Genomic DNA, 19656 nt, shown 5'->3' with positions numbered 1-19656 from the left:
ACTCATGGACAAGATCGACCACGTGCTGATCGTCGACGACGACCGCGCGATCCGCGAACTGATCGCGGATTACCTGGAGAAGAACGGCATGCGCGTGTCGCTGGCCGCGAACGGCCGCGAGATGCGCAACGTGCTGGACGACGGCGCGCCCGACCTGATCGTGCTCGACCTGATGATGCCGGGCGAGGACGGCCTCACGCTGTGCCGCGACCTGCGCGCCGGCAAGTTCCGTACGGTGCCCGTGCTGATGCTGACCGCCCGCGGCGAGGAAACCGACCGCATCATCGGCCTCGAGATGGGCGCCGACGATTACCTGGCCAAGCCGTTCGCGGTGCGCGAGCTGCTCGCGCGGATCCGCTCGGTGCTGCGGCGCGCGCGCATGCTGCCGCCCGGCATGCAGGTGACGGAAACCGCGGAGATGCTCGCGTTCGGCGAATGGCGGCTCGACACGACCGGGCGCCACCTGCTCGATGCGGAAGGCACGCTGGTCGCGCTGAGCGGCGCCGAATACCGGCTGCTGCGCGTATTCCTCGACAACCCGCAACGCGTGCTGACGCGCGACCAGTTGCTCAATCTCACGCAGGGTCGGCAGTCCGATCCGTTCGACCGGTCGATCGACCTGCTCGTGAGCCGGCTGCGCCAGCGCCTGCGCGACGGCGCGCGCGAACCGCGCTACATCAAGACGCTGCGCAACGAGGGCTATGTGTTCTCGTCGGCCGTGACCGCCGTCGACGGTGCACCATGAGCGCGCGCATGCCGTGGCACTGGCCGCGCTCGCTGTTCGCGCGGCTCGCGCTGATCCTGTGCGTGGGCCTCGCGCTCGCGCAGACGCTGTCGTTCTGGCTCACCGTGACCGAGCGCGACCAGGCAACCACCAACCTGATGATGGGCTACATCGAGCGCGAGGTCGCGAGCTCGGTCGCGCTGCTCGACCACCTGCCGCCGGCCGAGCGGGCCGCGTGGGTGCCGCGCCTCGCGCGGCGCAGCTACGCGTTCATCCTCGGGCCCGGCGAGACCGGCACGCCGCCGGAAGCGCGGCTGTCGGCGCGCGTCGAGCGCTCGATTTCCGACGGCATCGGCGGCGACTACCCGCTGACCGCGAACGCGATTCCCGGCGACCGCGAACATCTGCAGGTGCATCTGCGGCTGACCGACGGATCGCCGCTGACGATCGACATCCATCCGATGTCGACGGTGCCGCTGTCGGGCTGGCTGCCGGTCGTGCTCGTGCTGCAGCTCGCGGTGCTGGCCGCGTGCTGCTGGCTCGCGGTGCGGCTCGCGACGCGGCCGCTCAAGCAGCTCGCGCAGGCCGCCGATGCGCTCGGCCCCGACCTGAAGGGCGAGCGGCTGAACGAGGGCGGGCCGTCGGAAGTCGCGCGCGCCGCCCGCGCGTTCAACGCGATGCAGGATCGCATCGCGCAGTACATGGCCGAGCGCATGCAGATCCTCGCGTCGATCTCGCACGACCTGCAGACGCCGATCACGCGGATGCGCTTGCGCGCCGACATGATGGACGACGACGCGCAGGGCGCGAAGCTGCGCCAGGACCTGCTCGAGATGGAGCATCTGGTGAAGGAGGGCGTCGCGTATGCGCGGACGCTGCACGGCACCGAGGAAGCCGCGCGCCGCATCGATCTCGATGCGCTGCTCGATAGCATCGTGTGCGACTACACGGATGCGGGGCAGGACGTCGCGCTGCACAGCCGCGCGCCGCTCGCGCTCGTCACGCGGCCGAAGGCGCTGCGCCGCATCGTCGGCAACCTCGTCGACAACGCGCTGAAGTTCGCGGGTGCGGCCGAGATCGACGTGCGCACCGCGCCGGACGGCGGCGCGGTGATCGCGGTGCTCGACCGCGGGCCCGGCATTCCGGACGATCAGCTCGACGCGGTGTTCGAGCCGTTCCGGCGCGTGGAGACGTCGCGCAACCGCGAGACGGGCGGCACGGGGCTCGGCCTCGCGATCGCGCGGCAGCTCGCGCTGGCGATGGGCGGCACGCTCACGCTGACCAACCGGGCGGACGGCGGCGGGCTCGAGGCGCGGCTGACGTTGAGGAATGCGGCGTGACAGCGTGCGGCGTGTGAGCACGTCGGCTTCAGGTTTGTGCTGAAGCTGAAGCGCGCGCCGTCACCCGCGCCGCAGATGCGCATCGACGAGCGGCGCGAGCGTCGTCGCATGCACGGCCGCGAGATCGTGCCGGCCGCCCGGCACGACATGCAATTGCGCATCGGGCAGCCGTTCGAGCAGGCGCCGGCCGGCCGCGACGGGGCTGATCGGGTCGTCGTCGCCCCACAGCAGCAGCGTCGGCTGCGCGATGCGGCCGATCTCCCGCGACAGGTCGGCACGGAACGTCAGGAACCAGTCGGGAAGCTGCGGGTTCGCTTCCGCGAAGCCGGTGCGCCAGTCCTGCGCGCCGAGCCCGGCCATGTCGAGGCCGCCGGACGTGACCGTCAGCACGAGGTGCGTGATCAGTGCGGGCTTGTCGAGCGCCGCGCGCATCGCGATCACGCCGCCCATCGATTGCGCGATCACGGCGGTCGGCCGGTCGATCGTTTCCAGCACATGACGCACGAGGCTGTCGAAATCGTCGACGGCCGGATCGTGCGGCGTGTCGCCGAAGCCCGGGTAGCCGACGATCCGGCGCCCGGCCGGATGCGTGAGAAGGCCGGCGAGCGGTTGCCAGAAAGCGGTGCTGCCCGATGCGCCGGGCAGGAAGAGCAGTTGCGACGGAACGGGCATGGCGGTGCGGTTTCCCGGTGAATGAAGTGAAGCGGAAGGGGCGCGATGCGAGCCGGGCGGATCAGCACCGGCCGGTGCGCAGCGCGACGGTCCAGTCGTCGCGCCCGCGCGAGGCCGCGGTGGCGGCCGCCGTGTGCCAGTCGTATTCGACCGCATGGAATTCGACGTTCCAGCCGGCGGCCGTGCGCGTCACCATCGCGTAGCGCGCGTGCGGCGAGCCCGTCTCGATGCGGTGCGGATGCGGCAGGTCGTCCGTGTAGGCCTGCAGCCCGACGCTGCCCGGGTTGACGATCAGCCGGCCGTCGTCGAGTCTGGCCGTGCGCGGGAGGTGCGTGTGGCCGCACAGGATCAGCGATGCCGGTTCGTCACCCGCGCGCTGCGCGATTTCATCGGGCGTGGCCGCGCGGCAGCCGTCGGGCGTGACCGTTTCGAGGAAATAGACGAGGTCGCTGTCGGGCGTGCCGTGCACCATCAGCACGTCGTCGCCGAGCGTCATGCGTTCGGGCAGCGCGGCGATCCATTCCAGATGATCGGCACGCAGCGTGTCGTGCGCCCAGCGATCCGACAGCCGCATCGACTCGCGGTCGCCGGTGAGCAGTTGCCGCTCGTGATTGCCCTTGATGGTCGGCAGGTCGAGCGCGATCAGGCGGTCGGCCGTTTCGGGCGGATGGAGCGCGCCGGACAGGATGTCGCCGAGGTTGACGATCACGTCGGCGCCGCGGCGGCGGACGTCGTCGAGCACCGCGTCGAGTGCGGCGAGATTGCCGTGGATGTCGGACAGTGCGGCGATTTTCATGGCAAATCGGCGAGGAAGGGAACGGCGATTGTCGCCAATTCGGCGCAGGCCGTCCAATGGCGTGCGCAGGCGAAGCGGTGAGCGGTTTGACGTGACGCCGCGATGGGTGTGTCAGTCGGTCGCGAGGCGCGCGTACATCGCGAAATCGCCCGGCGTGCCGCGCACCATCTTGTACGCGCGCAACAGCCCTTCGTAGCGGTAGCCGCATTTCTGCAGCACGCGCGCGGAGCCTGCGTTGCTGGTCAGCACGACGGCCTGCATGCGCATGAAGCCCGCGGCGAATGCCCACTCGGTGACGGACGTACACAGCGCGCTCGCGATCCCGCGCCCCCAGCGCGACGGCGCGAGATCGTAAGCGATTTCCGCCGAGCGGTTCACGGTCGAGACGGTATGCAGGCCGATCGTCCCGGCGAGCGCGCCCGATGCGTCGTCGATCACGGCGAGACGCCGGATCGAGTCGGGGTCCGTCGATTCGATGGCGTCGAACAGCGGCAGCAGATCGTCGGGCGAGCGCAGGTTCCAGCTCGTATGGCGATAGACGTCGGGGTTCGTCAGGTACGCGTACCACGCGTCGAGGTCGGCGCGTTCGATCTGGCGGAGCGACAGGCCCGGAAAGCCGGAGCGGGGCGGCGCAGCGATTTTCAACGGCATCCGCTCCTATGCCGCATGACGCCGATACAGCGCCAGCGACCCGGCGAGCGCGAGCAGCATCGCGCCGCACGTACGTTCGAGCCACAGCGCCCCCGCGCGCTTCAGCAGCCGCACCGCGCGTGCGCCGAGCAGCGCGTAGCCGAACATCACGACCCCGTCGAGCAGCGCGAACGTGATCGCGAGCGCGCCGTATTGCGGCGCGAGCGGCGCGGACGGATCGAGGAACTGCGGCAGGAAGGCGGAGAAGAACAGATAGCCCTTCGGGTTCGTCACCGCCGTGAGGAAACTCTTCGCGAAGATCGACGCGTTGCGCCCGGATATGTCGCCACCGTGCGTGGCGGCGACGTCGAGCGAGCCCTTCGACATCAGCAGCCGGATGCCGACGTACGCGAGATACGCGGCGCCGAGCCACTTCACCACCGAGAACCAGAACGCCGACGCCATCAGCAGTGCGCCGAGGCCGAGCGCGACCGCGACGATCAGCACGAAGTCGGACAGCATCGCGCCCGCGAAGCCGTAGGCCGCGCGGCGCACACCATAGCGCGAGCCGTTGGTCAGCGCGAGCAGCACGGTCGGGCCGGGTGTCGCGATACCGACGAACGCGACGGCGGCGAAGATCAGCAGGGTCGTTTCATGCATGAAGGCACTCCCGATGGATGGCGGCGCGTTCGATTATCGGTTGCGCCCGCCCGGGCTGTACAGGTGCGACGTGCTGCGCACAAGGCCGCCCGCTCGACTATCTCGATTTTGGCAAGAAACTGTTTTCATTATTGTGCTTTCGACGGGAACCGGTTCCAACTACCATGGCGGCCGCAGTGGGCATGCCCGCCGCGTCGTCGCGCGCGGACGCGGCCGGCCTCGCACCGCCGGCATATATCGCCGCCCGCGCGCTGCTCGCAACTGACAGCCAGAACAACGGGTTCAACGCCCGGAGACACGACAATCATGAACAAGCAACTGATCGCAGCCCCGCTGCTGCTCTCGCTCGCGGGCATCGCCGCCGCGCAAAGCTCCGTCACGCTGTACGGCATCGTCGATGCGGGCGTCACCTATCGCAGCAACGAGCGGGTCGGCTCCGCGGGCGCGTACACCGGGCATTCGAGCGTCGGGCTCACGACCGGCAACCTGTCCGGCAGCCGCTGGGGGATCAAGGGTTCCGAGGATCTCGGCGGCGGGATGCGCGCGCTGTTCGTCCTCGAGAACGGCTTCGACATCACGAACGGCACGTCGGGGCAGGGTGGCCGCCAGTTCGGCCGCCAGGCATTCGTCGGCCTCGGCAGCGACCGCTACGGCACGGTCACGCTCGGCCGCCAGTACACGTCGCTCGACGACTTCGTGAGCCCGGTCGGCCCGTCGTCGTACATCGGCGGCTTCGGCGCGCACCCGGGCGACATCGACGACCTCGACCAGACCGCGCGGGTCGACAGCTCGATCAAGTACACGAGCGCCAACTACTCGGGCTTCACGTTCGGCGCGCTGTACGGCTTCGGCGGCCAGCCGGGCAGCATGAAGCAGCGCAACACGTGGAGTGTCGGCGCGGCGTACGCGGCGGGCCCGCTGCGCGTCGGCGTCGGTTACGAACGGTCGGACAACAGCAAGACGGGGGCGACCGACCCGACGGCCGGCAAGTGGCAGAGCACCGACGACGGGCTGTTCAACTCGTCGATCAACGAAGGCTATGCGAGCGCGCAGTCGCAGCAGATCATCGCGACCGGCGCGACCTACGACTTCGGGCCGGCCGTCGTCGGCGTGAACTACAGCAACGTGCAGTACCGCAGCGGCGGCCAGTCGCTGTTCACGGGCCACGCGACGTTCAACGTCGCAGGCGTGTTCACGCGCTGGAACGTGCGCCCGCAGACGCAACTGTTCGCGGGCTACAGCTACACGCGCGGCAGCGATGTCGACGGCGTGGACGACCGCGCGCAGTATCACAACGTCACGCTCGGCGCCGTCTACGACCTGTCGAAGCGCACCAGCGTGTACCTGCTCGGCGCGTACCAGCATGCATCGGGCATGACGCTCGACGCGCTCGGCCACCCGGTGGCCGCGACGGCCTCGGTGTCGGACAAGGCGAACGGCCACTCGTCCGATTCCCGCTCGCAGGCCATCGTCAGCCTCGGCCTGCGCCAGAAGTTCTGACGCGCAGCGATCGTTGCAGCCGCAACGTTGCCCGCCGCCGATGCCGGCAACGTTGCATGCAGGCTTCCGTACTGTCGCCGCCTTTCCTGGACTACCGGTACCGCGTGATCGACGTCGTCGGACGCGCGGCCGAAATTCCTCGACGGCCGGGCTGGCCCGACGCTCGACGACGCGAACTGAACGATCGCGGCCGCGTGCCGGCATGGCCGGCGCGCGGGTTGTGGGTTTGCTCCACCGTATCCCGCTTTCCTCTCCCTTCCTCCCGCCGCATGCCGCCGTGCCGAATCGCGATGACGTGATTGCGCCGGATATTATTTTTTCTCTTTCATTTCAATTTCGATTTGTAATCATTTGGCCCATTTCCGGGGAATGAAAAAGACAATGCGGGCATTTCAGAAAAAATGACGCATTCGCATTGAGTGAGCCGGAAGAAAATGCCGGGGAAAAAGCGCCGAAACCGTGCGCCTGGCCAGCTGATGCGGCGCGGTGAGCGGGTTTGACCATCGTTGACGGAAAAGCGCCGGACGGCAAAAGGAACGGAGTGAATAATTCGGGATGGCGGCGAATGCGCTTTAGCCGGAATCACCAATATTTCACGCGCCGCGATTTACAGTGTCGACCATTGAACGTTCGGGAGCATTATTCATGTCAATGAAACAAATTCGGGCGGCGTTGCTGGGAATGTGCATGGCAATGCTGGCGCCGGCGAGTCACGCGCAGGTGCAATACTCGACCGACTGGCTCGCGAACACGTACGGCACGCTGGCCCAGCACGTCGGCAATGCCGCGCGCTCGATGTGGGTCGCGCCCGAGGGCGTGATCTATACGTCGTCGCGCTGGGACGAGAACGCGGGCGGCGTCGCGCTCTACCAGAACGGCCAGACGTTGGGCACGATCGGTATTCACGACGAATTCCAGGGCGGGGCGATTACCGGCAACGCGACGTCGATCTTCGTCGCGCTCGGCTACAACCGCACCTTCGGCAGCGGCTCGGTCGGCCGCTACGATCGCAGTACGAACAAACGCGACCTGCGTATCCCGGTCAGCACGTGGACGGGCCTCCCGAACCCGGACGTGATCACCGGCCTCGCGACGGCCGGCAACCTGCTGTACGCGAGCGATTTCTACGGCAACCGCGTGCGCGTCTATACGACCGACGGCGTCTGGCAGCGCGACATCGGCGTGACCGGGCCCGGTGCGCTGGCGCTCGATGCGGCGGGCAACCTGTGGGTCGCGCGCATGAGCGCGGGCGTCGTCGTGCAGTACAGCGCCACCGGCACGCTGCTGAACACGATCCAGATGGCGGCCGGCGCGCGGCCGTCGGCGCTGTATTTCGATGCGTCGACGGGGCAATTGCTGGTGGGCGACCAGGGCCCGGACATGAACATCAAGCTCTACAGCCTCGCCGGCCTGCCGCAGCAGATCGGCACGTTCGGTGTGCAGGGCGGCTATCTCGACACGACCTCGGGCATCAAGGGGCAGGTCGGCGACAAGCGCTTCACGCGCGTGGTCGGCATCGGCAAGGATTCGGGCGGCAACCTGTACGTGCTCAACAACGCGTGGGGCGGCGGCTGGGATCTCGGGCGCAACGGCAGCACCGATCTTCATTCGTACAGCCCGACCGGCGCGCTGCAATGGAAGCTGCAGGCGCTGAACTTCGAGGCGATCGCCGCGCCCGACCCGGCGACCGACGGCGCGTTCTTCTACAGCGGCAACAACGTGTATACGGGCTCGGCGGGCGGCACGTTCGTCGCGAACACGGTCGACCCGTTCACCTATCCGAAGGACCCGCGCCTCGACATGAACGACTACCAGCGCGGCCAGCATTTCGGCCAGCTCGTGATGGTGGGCGGCAACCGGATTCTCGTCGCATCGGGCCAGAACCCCGGCAACTTCAATTTCTATTACTTCACGCCGGCGACCGGCTACATCGCGAATCCGGCCGGCTCGCTGCCGGGCAAGCCGTTCAACACGACGTTGCAGGTCACGACCGGTTTCGACATCGACGGCAACGGCGACGTGTGGGCCGGGCTGAACGGCACCAACGCGATTACCCGCTACCCGATGACGGGCTTCGATGCGACCGGCAAGCCGTCGTGGGGCAAGCCGGTGACGACGCCCGTGCCGAGCACCGTGGCGCCGACGACGCGCATCGTCTACCAGGCGGACAGCGACACGATGATCCTCGCGCAGGGCCTCGCGAACAACTGGGACTGGACCGCGATGAACGGGCACATCGAGGTCTATCACGGCTGGAAGAACGGCAACACGACCGCGCCGAACCCGGTGATCAACCTGACCAGCGCGAACCCGAAATCGATCGCGGCGGCCGGCCACTACCTGTTCGTCGGCTACGTGCACACCGTGCCGAACGTCGACGTGTTCGATCTCAACACCGGCGCGCTCGTGACGACGCTGACCAACTCGAACACGTCGGCGATGGACGTCGGCAACGACGTCGACTCGATGTACGGAATCCGTGCGTACCTGCGCTCGACCGGCGAATACGTGATCACGAAGGACAACTACAACGGCACCAGCATGATCGTGTATCGCTGGCATCCGTGAACGCGCAGGCCGTGCGGGCCGGGTGGCCTGCACGGCGTTTGCATCACGGTGCGCCGAGCACGCGCCCGTTCACGCTGAGCCCGTACATCGAATCGGGCGAGTCGTGGAACTTCGCGCGCGTGTCCTGCACCGAGCCTGTGAAGCGCGGGTCCTGCGGACGTTCGTGGCTGTCCATGAAGGTCGCGACGTCCCACGCCTCCTGATCGGTCAGCGTGCCGCCGAGCCCGAGCGGCATGTTGGCCTTGATGAAGCCGGCCGCATTGCGGATGTCGCCCATCCCGGCGCCCCAGTTGAACGAACGCGCGCCCCACAGTGCCGGGAAGACCGCCTTGCCGCCGCTCGACTGCCCCTGGCCGTCCGCCCCGTGGCACAGCGCGCAGTGCTGCGTGTAGACGGCGGCGCCGCGTGCATAGTCGGCCTTCTGCGCGGGCGGCGGCAGTTTCAGGAACCCCTGCCCCGGCAGCTTCGTGCCGACCGGCGCGCCCTTCGCGAGCCAGTACGAATAGGTCTCGAGCGCGACGAGGATCGGGTCGCCGGCCGGCGGTGCCTTGCCGTTCATGCTGTATCGAAAGCATCCCTGCAGGCGCTCGGCGAACGTGTTCACGTGGCCGTTCTTGCTGCGGTATGCCGGATACAGCAGGTACGCGGCCCACATCGGGCTCGAATCGGGCCGGCGGCCCGCGTCGAGGTGGCAGCTCGCGCAGGTCAGCTTGTTGCCGACGTACTTGCCCGCGAACTCGGGCGTGTGCAGGAAGATCTGCTCGCCGAGCTTCACGGTCTTGCCGAATTCGTCGGCGGGTATCGCGGATTCGGCGGGCGGCGCGAAGGGTTTGGCGGCCGTTGCCATCGTGGCCGGCGCGGGTGCGGAAGCCGCGGCCGGTGCATCCTGCGGGGTAGCCGCGAACGCCAGCACGGGCATCCAGGCCGCGCCGAGCAGGGCCGCGCGGGTGCGGCGGATCAGCGTCGTGCGGTCGATCATCGCTTGTCTCCTTGTGCCGCGCCGCCGCGCGCGTAGTAGGCGGCCACCGCGTCGATGTCGGCGTCGGACAGCTTGCCGGCGATCGCCGGCATCAGCGCCATTGGCCCGGGCGGGCGCGTGCCGTGTTTCCAGCCGTTCAGCTGGCCGGCGATATAGGCGGCCGGCTGGCCCACGAGCGGCGGAAACGCGGTGCCCACCCCGAGGCCGCCGGGGCCGTGGCATTGCGCGCACGCGGGCAGGCCCTGCGACCAGCGTCCGCGCGTCGCGAGCCACGCGCCGGTGTTAGCCGGGTCGATCGACGTGTCGTTGGAGGCCACGATGCCGGCCGGCGCGGGCAGGCTCGCGAAGTACGCGGAGACCGCGTCGCGCTCGTGCGGCGTCATCAGTTTCGAGAGCGGCTGCATGACCGGGTTCTGGCGGCTGCCGTCCGCGAACGCGGCAAGCTGCGCGGACAGATAGGCGGCAGGGGTGCCCGCGAGGCGCGGGAAGCCGGCCGCCGCGTTGCCTTCGCCCTGGCTGCCGTGGCAGCCGATGCACGCGGCGACGCCCGTCGTCGTGCCCTGTGTGGCGATCGTCTTGCCGAGCGCCGCGTCGTCCGCGCGCGCCTGGCCGGCCAGCAACGCCGCCGCTGCGAGCAGCAGCGGTGCGAACCGGCGTCGCGGTGTGTCCACCGTATCGTTCACGTATCCCCTCCTTGTTGTAGGTCCCTCGCTCCGCCGAACTGCCGGCGCGGCCGCGCGGTCAGCCCGCGTCGGATTGCAGTTGCTCCGGCGCGAGGTGCTGCGTCGGTGTCGCCGCATCGTATCGGCCGAAGCCGTAGCGCTGGAAAATCCGGAACGCCTCCGGCGACCGGATGAACGCGAGCCACGTGCGCGCGGCCTCCGGATGCGGCGCGTCCTTCACCATCGCCCCCGCATAGATGGCCGTCGTATTCTGCTCGGCCGGAATGTCGATGTGCATCAGCGGATGCCCGACCTGTTCCTGGAACGCCGCTTCGGATTGCCACAGCACGCCCGCGTCCGCGCGACCCTGCATCAGGAACAGCGCGGTTTCCCGATGGTGGATGTGCGTGAGCTCGGCCGTGCCGGTGCGCACCTTGTCGTCGTAGACGGTACGCGCGAGCGCGTCGCCGCCGGCTTTCACGAGCGACGCGCGGATCTGCCGCGCGACGCCTTCGAATGCCGGATTGGGCATCGCAAGCTGCACGTCGGGCCGCGCGAGGTCGTTCAGCGATGCGATACGCTTCGGATTGCCGGCGCGCACCATGATCGTCAGCTGGTTCGTCACGTACGGCACGGCCGGGCCGATGAGCGTGCCGTCCGCGATCAGCCCGTTGATCTTGCCGAGCCCCGCGAAATACGCATCGGGCTTGACCGTCCACGTCATGTTGCCGACGGTGATCGTGCCGCCCGCCTGGATCTGCTTCACGAGCAGACCGGGCGGGATCGTCTCCCAGTAGATGCGGCCACGGTACTCGGGGTGATCTTCCTCGAACTTCGCGACGAGCGGCGCCATCGCGAAGAAATAGTTGCCGCCGACGAACAGCACGAGCTTCGGCGCGGTGAGGTCGCCGTGGAAATCGGCGAGCACGTCGACCTGCGGCACCGTGAATTCGAGGCCACGGTGCGTCGCGTCGTTGTTGCGGCCGTTTTGCCAGGGCGGAAAGACGGTTGCGGCGGTGTCGGCGGTCGCGGCGAGCGAGAGGGCCGACGCGCAGCAGAGCCACGCGGCCAGCACGGCGCGCAGCGTGCGCCGACGGCGGCGCGATGGCGGTTGCAGTTGCAGCGGGATCGATGTCATCGCGGGGCTCTCATTTTGCGTACGTGAAGCCGGCCTGCTGCAGTTCGGGCAGCGTGCCGACCGCGCCTGGCGTGACGATCGCCGACGGGATCACGTGGTTGGTCAGGTCGGCCGCAAGCGCATCGAGCGGCAGCTTGTCGGGATTTGCGTTCGCGCCGTCGAGCCGTTCCGCGAGTTCCCAGATCGCGTTGTGGCACGACAAGAACACGACACCACGCTGCAGCAGCGCGGCGATGCTGTTGTCGTGCGACGAGAACGCGCCGTCGAGTAACTCGTGGCCTTGCGTGCCCTTCGATTGCGCGGGCTTTGCATCGAGCAGCGTGTTGGACGGAAACGCGGCGCCGGCGAATTTCGCGAGGCCGTATTTGTCCCACGCGGCCTGGTCGAACAGCGCGAGATGCGCGCTGCCGTGCGTGGCCGAAACGACGAGGAAATCCGGGTGACGGTACGACCAGATCTGCGCATTCAGCGAATTGCGCATCAGGTTCAGCCATGGGCCGCCGAGCTCGGTGTTGTCCCATACCTGCTTCGGGCCGCCGCGGTAGCCGGTCACTTCGGCGAGCGCCGCGTGATCCCACTGGTCGGGGCGTTCGAGGATCATCGGCACCGTCTTGAAGTCGCGCCGCCTCGGCGCGGCCGCGAGGCGGCGCGTGAGGTCGGCGAGGTGCGTGGCGCCGCCCGGCAGCAGCGCGCCGGTGTCGGGCGTGGCGGCGTGAGCGGGGCGCGCGGCGGCGAGCAGCGCGGTGCCGGCCGCGAGGCCGAGTGTCTTGAGCGCGCCTCGGCGTGCATGCCGGTCGGACATGGCATATCTCCCGGAATCGTTTTTGTGGGGGGGCGTGTCGCGTTGCCGTGCGGCGATTCGGCGTCGCGAATGCGTAGCCAGTCTAGCCGCGCGTGCTCGATACGGAAAATCGCGATATCGGATGGGAGGTATTCGAGGGTCTGATGATTGGACGGGCGGGCGGGGGCGGTGCGATCGGTGCAGCGACCATCGGGGCGAGCGTTGCATCCGACCTTCTTCGCAGCGCCGGGTCGTCGGAAGCATCCAGCGGGCGGTTCCGGTTGCGGTCCACGAATTGACCTGATTATTGATATGGATGACTGATTATAAGGCGAGGGGAGCAAATGGTCGGCTTGTATAATCGCCCCCCACGAATGTGATGCGGGTTTGCGGGTGGGCCGCCGCTTGCCGGCCAGCCCACGCCCGCATCAGCGCATCAGACCATCAGAACGACACCGTCGTCGTCAGCGTGACGAGCCGCGGCTCGCCGACCGCGATGATCAGGTTGTTGTTGCTCGACGGGTAGTAGGTCTTGTCGAGCAAGTTCTTCACGTTGAGCTGGAAGCGCGTCGGGAACTTGCCGATCGTCGTTTCGTAGGCGGCGAACGCGTCGACGGTCACATAGCCGGGCAGCGTGAAGCTGTTCGCGGTGTCACCCGAACGTGAGCCGACAAGACGTGCGCCGCCGCCGAAGCGCCAGCGGCCGGGCAGGTTCGCGATCGCCGTGTCGTATACCGCGAAGAGGCTGCCCGTATGGCGCGCAACGTTGGTTAGCGGCGTATTGCTGTCGCGATCGGTCGCATTCGTGTACGCATAGCTGCCGATCACGCTCAGGTGGCGCGTGATCTGCCCCGCGACGTCGAGCTCGATCCCGCGCGAGCGCGCGGTGCCGATCGTCGACGTCAGATCGCCCACCGTGACCGCGACGTTGCGCTTGTCGATCTGGTAGACCGCGAGCGTGCCGGTGATCGCCGGCTTCAGGCTGAACTTCAGCCCGGCCTCGAGCACGCGGCCGTATTCCGGTGCGAGCGGCGCCGCGACGTTCGTGGCGACGTTCGGCTTGAATGAGCGGCTGACGTTCGCGTAGGCGGTCAGCGCCGGCGTGAGCGCATAGGCGAGCCCGAACTGCGGCAGCCACACGCTGCCGCGCGAGCGGTCGGCGAACACGAACGGCCGCCCCATCCCCGATTCCTGCTGCCAGTTTTCCCAACGCAGCCCGCCTACCGCGGTAAGGCGGTCAGTGAGCTTCACCGAGTCCTGCACGATCGTCGAATACGCATGCACCACTGAGCGCGAATCGCTTTGCTTCGGGTTGGGTATGCCGCCCGGCGCGAGCAGGTCGTACACGGGATCGTAGAGATTGAAGCCCTTCGTTGCCTTGCCGCGGATCGTGTCGCCGCGGAAGCTGCGCTGCCGCTCGTATTCGCCGCCGATGTAGATCGCGTGATTCATGCCGGCGAGCGTCACGTTGCCGAGCAGGCCGAGCGTCGCGATCTGGTCGGAATCGTTGCGCCCGAGATTCGCATCGGACGAGCGCGTCAGTGCGCCGGTGGTGCTGTTGAACGCGGTTGCGCGGGTAATGTACTGATCGTAGCGATCGCGGCCCCAGCCGTAGGTTGCACGCACGCGCCACGCATCGGAGAAGCGGTGCTCGACGCGCGCACGCAGCGTTTCCTGGATGCCGGTGCTCTGCGACCACGCTTCCTCGTAGCGGCGATAGCGCAGCGCATCGTCGAGCTGGCCGTTCACGAGCACCGTGCCGCGATCGAACGGCGTCGTGTAGTCGACGTACTGGTAGCTGACGTCGATCGACGTGCTCGCGTCGTGCCACGACAGCGCGGGTGCGATCAGCGCGTCGCGCTGGCGGCCGAAGCTGCGCCAGTAGCGGCTCGTGTCGTACTGGCCGGTCAGCCGGAACGCGAGCGTGCCGCCCGCGACCTGGCCCGGCTTGCCGAGCGGGCCCGTGAGATCGAACGTCGCGCTGCTGCCGCCGTGGCTCGTGCGCGAGGCCGAGATCGAGCCGCCGAACGTGTCTTCCGGCTTGCGCGTGACGAGGTTGATCACGCCGCCCGGATCCTGCATCCCATAGAGCAGCGACGCCGGGCCCTTCAGCACTTCGACGCGGTCGATCGTCGCCAGATAGCTGTGCAGCACCGGCGTGCGCACGCCGTCGACGAGCACGGAGCCGTCGTTGTTCGACCCGAAGCCGCGTTTGATGAACGCGTCGCGCGTGCCGCCTAGGGTGTTCGTTTGCGTGACGCCGCTGATGTTGCCGAGCACGTCGTCGAGCGTGCGCGCCTGCTGGTCCTGCATCACGCTGCTGCTGACCACCGCGACCGATTGCGGAATCTCCTTGATCGAACGGTTGTCGCCGCCCGCGATGCTCGTGGTGCGCGGCTGATAGCCGACCGTCGGATCGGCGGTTGCCGATGCGCTGACGCTGATCGCCGGGAGTTCGCGCGCGGCCGGCGGCGCGGGTGTGGAAGCGGAAGCAGGGGCGGCGGATTCGGCGTCGGCGCGTTCTGCGGCGGACGCATGCGTGCCGCTCGCGACGCACAGGGTGATCAGGGCAGGCAGGCTCGTGCGCCACGGACGCAGGGTCCGGGCACGGCGGGGTGTTCGGCGGGATGGCATGAATCGATGCAGGACGGAGTGCTAAGGATCGGGGCGCGGGCCGCGGCGTTTCGCCACGACCAGGACGCGAATAATATATGTAATGAGAATCATTTGCAATTGTAATGAAATGATCGGCGCCACGGGGACCTTGGTTGCCGGGCCGTCGGCCGTCTGCTACCGTAGCGACCAAAATCAGACGCAGTGAAATTCAATGAGAGAGCCGGGGGCCGCACCATGTCACCTTCCTGTCACGTCGCGTTCAGCGCGACGCTGCGCACCGCACACGACCATGCGGGTGGAGAAGTGATCGCAGCCGTGTTCCGCCATTCGAACGATTAAAGCAACGGAAGCGAATTCGTCCGGCGCAAGCGCCGGGCTTCAATTACTTCAACCACCACGCTAGACGGGAGACCACCCATGAAGAAGATTTCCGCGCCGTTCGCGGCGGCCGCGCTTGCAGCATGCACGATGCTGGCGGGCGTTCACCAGACCGCCTGCGCCGCGTCGGACACCGAGCCCGCGATCGACGCGCATTACGGCGCCATGATCGAGGCGTACACGCAGGACATGGCCGCCGCGAAGACGAAGTACGACGGCAAGCGCCTCGTGTTCGTCGGCGCCGTGATCCGGATGGGCAGCGATCCGGGCGGCACCTATTTCGGCGCGCTGACGAAGGACGGCGAGCAGTTCGACACGCATTTCGACGTGGCCGACCAGGATGCGCTGAAGCCGAAATTCCCCGGCGGCGAGATCAAGCCGTTCGTCACGTCGGCGGCGTTCCGCTTCAGCTGCGTGAACGAAGGCTATATCGATGCGCCGGTGCTGCCGGGGTTGAAGCTCTCGCACTGCAAGCTCGCCAACTGACCTGCGCCGGCGCGGTGTCCGGCGTTCAGAACTTCTGCTGGATGCCGGCCATCACGCCGAGCTGGTTCATCCCGGTCCCGACCGTCCCGCCGGCGGCGACCGCGTTCGCCGCCAGCGTGCTGTTGAACATGTAGCCCACCGACGTATAGACGGTCGTCCGCTTCGACAGGAAATAGTTCGCGCGGCCGACGAGCAGTGTGGCATTCGTGCCTTCGCTGTTTTCGCGGCGCTGCAGGTAGCGTACGCCCTGCAGGTCGAGCGCGAGGTAGGGCGTCGCGTAGTACGTGCCGCCGGCGAACACGATATCGGCCTGCAGGTGGTCGGCCGCCGCGAGATTGCGGCGGATCCACCCGGCGCCCAGTTTCGCCGGGCCGATCTTCACGTAGCCGGCGACGATGTCGCGCGTGTCGGTGTATGCGGGATTGTTCAGCGGGGCGAGCGCGCCGCCGCCGCCGCGCATCACGTCGTGCGACGCGGCGATCCCGAAGTTGCTCGCGTCATACGCGAGCATCGCCGTGTACTGGCGGCAGGCGACGATGTCGCCGGGCACCTGCCCGGCACAGCCCGTCGCCGACGGCCCTGCCGGCCCGGCCGCGTCGCGGCCGAAGCTGTAGGTGGCGCCGAGCGTCACGCCGTGGAACGTGCCCTTGTAGCCGATCGCATTGTCGCTGCGCGCGTTCGGCAGATAGGAATCGAAATCCGCCATCGAGTGAATCGACGGGCCGATCACGTCCGCATTGGTCAGCACGATCATCGACATGTTCATCTGGCGGCCGAGGGTCAGCGCGCCGAACGGACCGTTCACGCCGACGTTCGCCTGTCGCCCGAACAGGCGCCCGCCGTAGTTCAGTGCGCCGGTGCCGGGCTGGAAACCGTTTTCGAGCACGAAGAAGGCCTGGTAGCCGCCGCCGAGATCCTCCGTGCCTCGCAGCCCCCACCGTGACGGCACCTCGCCGGTCAGCGTCGGCATGCCCGTGAACGATCCGCCGTGCGCGGCGTTGTTGTAGTAGGACACGCCGGTATCGATGATCCCGTACAGCGTGACGCTGCTTTGCGCGCAGGCCGGTCCGGCCAGTGCCATCGCCGTCGCGAGCGCGACGCCCAGTTTCTTTTTCATGATTGTCTCCAAACGGTATGTAGCTGTGCTTATCGATTTTTATAATGACCCGGACGAATCCGGGGTGCCGACAGGCAGCGGCAAGACGGCTGGCGTCGCGTGTTACGACATCGCCGGGTCGCGTTGCGGGCGCGGTGCCGCGGCACGCGCGCCCACTACGGCGACGGCGATTGCCGCGCCGGCCATCGGCATGAGGAACGCGAGATAGAGATGGGACACGGACCAGCCGTCGTCCAGCAGCGCACCGACCGTCATCGGCGACAGGATCGCGCCGAGGCGGCCGATGCCGACCGCGAGGCCGATGCCGGTCGTGCGGATTTCGGCGGGGTACGGCGTCGGCGACAGCGCATACATGCCGGCCACGCACGCATTGATCACCGCGCCGAGGAACACCGCGACGGCCATCCCGATACCGAGCGAGCCCGTGTTCGCGCCGAACACGACCATCAGCGCGCCGCCGAGCAGCAGGGTCGCGCCCAACAGGTTGCGCAGGCCGACACGCGTCGACAGCAGGCTGAAGAGCGAGGCGCCCGCAATGCCGCCGAGGTTGAGCAGTACACCGCCGGTGACGCCCTGCGATGCCGACAGCCCGGCCTGGACCAGCAGCTTCGGCGTCCAGCTCACGACGAAATAGAAGCTGCCCATCACGAGGAAGAACGCGATCCACAACGCGATCGTGCGGCGCGCGAGCGGTGCGCGCTTCATTCTCGCGAGGATGCGGTTGATTTTCTGCAGCGCGTGGTCCGGACGCCTCGCCAGCAGGAAATCGAGCGATTCCGGCAGCAGCGCGAGCACCATCGGGATCGCCAGCAAGGTCAGGATGCCGCCGAACGCGAACACGCTGCGCCATCCCCACGTCGACAGCAAGTAACCGGCGATGACGCCGCCGGCGGTGGCGCCGATCGCGTAGCCGGTCGACTGCATGCCGATCGCGGCGCTGCGCCATTTGTTCGATGCGTACTCGCCGCTGATCACGGTCAGGCTCGCCAGCATGCCGCCGATGCCGAGCCCCGTGTACGCACGCGCGACGGCGAGTTGCAGCGTGCTGTGCGTGGCCGCGCAGGCGAGCATCCCGGTCGAGATCACGGCGAGGCAGAGCAGGATGATGCGGCGGCGGCCGACGCGGTCGGCCAGCGGCGCGATCAGCACCGAGCCGATGCCCATGCCGGCCAGCCCGGCACTCAGCAGCAGGCCGATTTCCTTGCCGCTCAGTTTCCATTCGGCCGCCAGGTGCGGCGCGGCAAACGCGACGGCCAGCACATCGAAGCCATCGAGCATGTTCAGCACGACGCAGGCCGTGACCGCCATCGTCTGGAACGCGCTCATCGGGGATTCGTCGATCGTATTGCGGATATTTGCGCTCACATCAAAGACCCTTCATAAAATAGTATGACTAATCAAATGGAATGGCATTGAAGCCGGGGTAGCGAATGGGACGAAAGCGAATGCGTGGGTTGACGGGCATCCCCGGGGAACACCCGCTGCGATCGGCAGGCGCCGCAAGTGCGCCGGCAAGATGCTTACGCGGGTTCGGGTTGCAGCAGCAGCCGCTCGATCACGCGCCGCGCACGATTGGGGCCCGCGTCGACGTGAATGTCGAGCTGGCGACCGTCCGGAAAGCGCAGCTGATTCCGGTATTGCGCTTCGATCACGGCCTTGTCCTCGTCGAACGTCGCCGCGGATTGCTCGATGACCGTTTGCGCGATGCGCTCGACGTCGTGCTGCGGATTGGTCGCGACGGTCCAGAAGTAGTGCGTCGTCGTTTCCGTCTCGGGCGTGATGCCGTGGAAGCCGCGCATGTGAAGGCCGCCGCGTGCCGGATCGTGCAGGTCGCCGGTGCCGGCGTCGATCGCGCCGGTCCAGATCCGGATGTGCGACACGTGGAACTCGATTTCCTGCCAGCGATCGACGCGGGCCGCGAACGGCCATGCGGCGGTGTAGGTCGGCGGCGGGACGGAATCCGGCATCCGGCGCACCAGCGTCACCGTGTCGCCGTCGCTGCTGACGCGGGTTTCCGCGCCCATGTGCAGCGGCGCGTTGCCGCCGATCGTTTTCAGATGGACATAGCCGAGGTGGCTCAGGTCCATCAGGTTGTCATGAATCAGTTGATACGGCGCGTCGTAATGGTACTGGCCGCCGCCGAACCGGTATTGCGGATCCGTATGGAACGCGTAGCGTGGCGGCGCGCAGGTCGGTCGAGCGTGCGCGTCGGCGCCGATCCAGATCCACACGATCGCGTCCTGCTCCTGCATCGGATACGACGACACGCACGCCTTGGCCGGAATCCGGTCTTGCCCGGGAATTTCCACGCATGCACCGCCGCGGTCGAACAGCAGACCGTGATAGCCGCAGCGCAGGCCGCGTGCTTCGAGCGAGCCGCACGACAGCGGCAGCGACTTGTGGCAGCAGCGATCCTCCAGCGCACCGACTTCCCCGGACGGCAGCCGGAACAGGACGACCGGATGGCCGAGCAGCGTGCGGGCGATGGGCTTGTCCGTCAGTTCGGATGACAGTGCGGCGACCCACCATCGGTCGACCGGGAATTTAGCAGTATTGATTGATGGACGGGCAGGTTGCGCCATTGATCGTCTCCATTGTGGTGGTGGGTC

17 protein-coding genes are annotated in these 19656 nt (G+C 67.8%); 5 read left to right on the top strand and 12 right to left on the bottom strand.

Translation table 11 applies throughout. The features are described from left to right. Positions 1-4 precede the first annotated feature (4 nt). Positions 5-745, top strand: coding sequence for a response regulator (locus tag CFB40_RS29865; RefSeq protein ID WP_089426714.1), 741 nt, complete (start codon positions 5-7; stop codon positions 743-745). Continuing rightward, positions 742-2064, top strand: coding sequence for an ATP-binding protein (locus CFB40_RS29860; protein ID WP_089433206.1), 1323 nt, complete (start codon positions 742-744; stop codon positions 2062-2064). The genes CFB40_RS29865 and CFB40_RS29860 overlap by 4 nt, the downstream gene beginning before the upstream one ends. A 60-nt stretch (positions 2065-2124) precedes the next feature. Here the strand turns inward: CFB40_RS29860 and CFB40_RS29855 are convergent, their stop codons facing one another. The 4 genes from CFB40_RS29855 to CFB40_RS29840 form a co-directional block, all read right to left on the bottom strand. After that, the gene (locus CFB40_RS29855) at positions 2125-2736 is read right to left on the bottom strand and encodes an alpha/beta fold hydrolase (protein WP_089433205.1); all 612 of its coding nucleotides are present in this window, start codon (positions 2734-2736) and stop codon (positions 2125-2127) included. Between the two features lie 61 nt (positions 2737-2797). Further along, the gene (locus tag CFB40_RS29850; RefSeq protein WP_089433204.1) at positions 2798-3532 is read right to left on the bottom strand and encodes a metallophosphoesterase family protein; all 735 of its coding nucleotides are present in this window, start codon (positions 3530-3532) and stop codon (positions 2798-2800) included. A gap of 111 nt (positions 3533-3643) precedes the next feature. Then, positions 3644-4177, bottom strand: coding sequence for a GNAT family N-acetyltransferase (locus CFB40_RS29845; protein ID WP_089429029.1), 534 nt, complete (start codon positions 4175-4177; stop codon positions 3644-3646). Positions 4178-4189: 12 nt separating this feature from the next. Next, the gene (locus CFB40_RS29840) at positions 4190-4822 is read right to left on the bottom strand and encodes a LysE family translocator (protein WP_089433203.1); all 633 of its coding nucleotides are present in this window, start codon (positions 4820-4822) and stop codon (positions 4190-4192) included. 306 nt (positions 4823-5128) lie between these two features. Between CFB40_RS29840 and CFB40_RS29830 the strand changes: the two genes are divergently transcribed. Both CFB40_RS29830 and CFB40_RS29825 read left to right on the top strand, forming a co-directional pair. After that, entirely contained in the window at positions 5129-6322 is a 1194-nt protein-coding gene (locus CFB40_RS29830; protein ID WP_089426719.1) for a porin, read from the top strand. Positions 6323-6967: 645 nt separating this feature from the next. Continuing rightward, positions 6968-8890, top strand: coding sequence for an SMP-30/gluconolactonase/LRE family protein (locus tag CFB40_RS29825; RefSeq protein ID WP_089433202.1), 1923 nt, complete (start codon positions 6968-6970; stop codon positions 8888-8890). Positions 8891-8933: 43 nt separating this feature from the next. On the opposite strand, the gene CFB40_RS29820 is transcribed toward CFB40_RS29825, so the two are convergent. The 5 genes from CFB40_RS29820 to CFB40_RS29800 all read right to left on the bottom strand — a co-directional run bounded on the left by CFB40_RS29820 (position 8934) and on the right by CFB40_RS29800 (position 15084). Next, positions 8934-9869, bottom strand: a complete 936-nt coding sequence (locus CFB40_RS29820; RefSeq protein ID WP_089433201.1) for a c-type cytochrome — start codon at positions 9867-9869, stop codon at positions 8934-8936. Continuing rightward, entirely contained in the window at positions 9866-10552 is a 687-nt protein-coding gene (locus CFB40_RS29815; protein WP_089433200.1) for a c-type cytochrome, read from the bottom strand. Before CFB40_RS29815 ends, CFB40_RS29820 begins: the two co-directional genes overlap by 4 nt. A 58-nt stretch (positions 10553-10610) precedes the next feature. Beyond that, positions 10611-11669 carry a molybdate ABC transporter substrate-binding protein gene (locus CFB40_RS29810; protein WP_089433199.1) on the bottom strand — a complete coding sequence of 353 codons (1059 nt, stop codon included), beginning with the start codon at positions 11667-11669 and terminating at the stop codon, positions 10611-10613. 10 nt (positions 11670-11679) lie between these two features. Continuing rightward, positions 11680-12471 (bottom strand): thiosulfate dehydrogenase, encoded by a 792-nt coding sequence (gene tetH, locus CFB40_RS29805; RefSeq protein ID WP_089433198.1) that lies wholly within the window; start codon positions 12469-12471, stop codon positions 11680-11682. 423 nt (positions 12472-12894) lie between these two features. Further along, positions 12895-15084, bottom strand: a complete 2190-nt coding sequence (locus CFB40_RS29800) for a TonB-dependent siderophore receptor (RefSeq protein ID WP_089433197.1) — start codon at positions 15082-15084, stop codon at positions 12895-12897. A gap of 399 nt (positions 15085-15483) precedes the next feature. On the opposite strand from CFB40_RS29800, the gene CFB40_RS29795 reads away from it, so the two are divergent. Further along, positions 15484-15930, top strand: coding sequence for a hypothetical protein (locus tag CFB40_RS29795; protein ID WP_089433196.1), 447 nt, complete (start codon positions 15484-15486; stop codon positions 15928-15930). A gap of 25 nt (positions 15931-15955) precedes the next feature. On the opposite strand, the gene CFB40_RS29790 is transcribed toward CFB40_RS29795, so the two are convergent. The 3 genes from CFB40_RS29790 to CFB40_RS29780 all read right to left on the bottom strand — a co-directional run bounded on the left by CFB40_RS29790 (position 15956) and on the right by CFB40_RS29780 (position 19629). After that, entirely contained in the window at positions 15956-17047 is a 1092-nt protein-coding gene (locus CFB40_RS29790; protein WP_089433195.1) for a porin, read from the bottom strand. 102 nt (positions 17048-17149) lie between these two features. Further along, a complete protein-coding gene (locus CFB40_RS29785; RefSeq protein WP_089433194.1) occupies positions 17150-18412 on the bottom strand; it encodes an MFS transporter in 1263 nt (420 codons plus the stop codon). Positions 18413-18567: 155 nt separating this feature from the next. Next, positions 18568-19629 carry a Rieske 2Fe-2S domain-containing protein gene (locus CFB40_RS29780; RefSeq protein WP_089433193.1) on the bottom strand — a complete coding sequence of 354 codons (1062 nt, stop codon included), beginning with the start codon at positions 19627-19629 and terminating at the stop codon, positions 18568-18570. Between the last annotated feature and the right edge of the window lie 27 nt (positions 19630-19656).

Source organism: Burkholderia sp. AU31652 (assembly GCF_002223155.1).
In the GTDB taxonomy this organism is placed as follows: Bacteria; Pseudomonadota; Gammaproteobacteria; order Burkholderiales; family Burkholderiaceae; genus Burkholderia.
This window is presented reverse-complemented; position numbering and strand designations above follow the sequence as displayed.

Coding starts and splice junctions, on each gene's coding strand:
- CFB40_RS29865 (WP_089426714.1), top strand. CDS start 5: ATGGACAAGATCGACCACGTGCTGATCGTCGACGACGACCGCGCGATC.
- CFB40_RS29860 (WP_089433206.1), top strand. CDS start 742: ATGAGCGCGCGCATGCCGTGGCACTGGCCGCGCTCGCTGTTCGCGCGG.
- CFB40_RS29855 (WP_089433205.1), bottom strand. CDS start 2,736: ATGCCCGTTCCGTCGCAACTGCTCTTCCTGCCCGGCGCATCGGGCAGC.
- CFB40_RS29850 (WP_089433204.1), bottom strand. CDS start 3,532: ATGAAAATCGCCGCACTGTCCGACATCCACGGCAATCTCGCCGCACTC.
- CFB40_RS29840 (WP_089433203.1), bottom strand. CDS start 4,822: ATGCATGAAACGACCCTGCTGATCTTCGCCGCCGTCGCGTTCGTCGGT.
- CFB40_RS29830 (WP_089426719.1), top strand. CDS start 5,129: ATGAACAAGCAACTGATCGCAGCCCCGCTGCTGCTCTCGCTCGCGGGC.
- CFB40_RS29825 (WP_089433202.1), top strand. CDS start 6,968: ATGTCAATGAAACAAATTCGGGCGGCGTTGCTGGGAATGTGCATGGCA.
- CFB40_RS29820 (WP_089433201.1), bottom strand. CDS start 9,869: ATGATCGACCGCACGACGCTGATCCGCCGCACCCGCGCGGCCCTGCTC.
- CFB40_RS29810 (WP_089433199.1), bottom strand. CDS start 11,669: ATGACATCGATCCCGCTGCAACTGCAACCGCCATCGCGCCGCCGTCGG.
- tetH (WP_089433198.1), bottom strand. CDS start 12,471: ATGTCCGACCGGCATGCACGCCGAGGCGCGCTCAAGACACTCGGCCTC.
- CFB40_RS29800 (WP_089433197.1), bottom strand. CDS start 15,084: ATGCCATCCCGCCGAACACCCCGCCGTGCCCGGACCCTGCGTCCGTGG.
- CFB40_RS29795 (WP_089433196.1), top strand. CDS start 15,484: ATGAAGAAGATTTCCGCGCCGTTCGCGGCGGCCGCGCTTGCAGCATGC.
- CFB40_RS29790 (WP_089433195.1), bottom strand. CDS start 17,047: ATGAAAAAGAAACTGGGCGTCGCGCTCGCGACGGCGATGGCACTGGCC.
- CFB40_RS29780 (WP_089433193.1), bottom strand. CDS start 19,629: ATGGCGCAACCTGCCCGTCCATCAATCAATACTGCTAAATTCCCGGTC.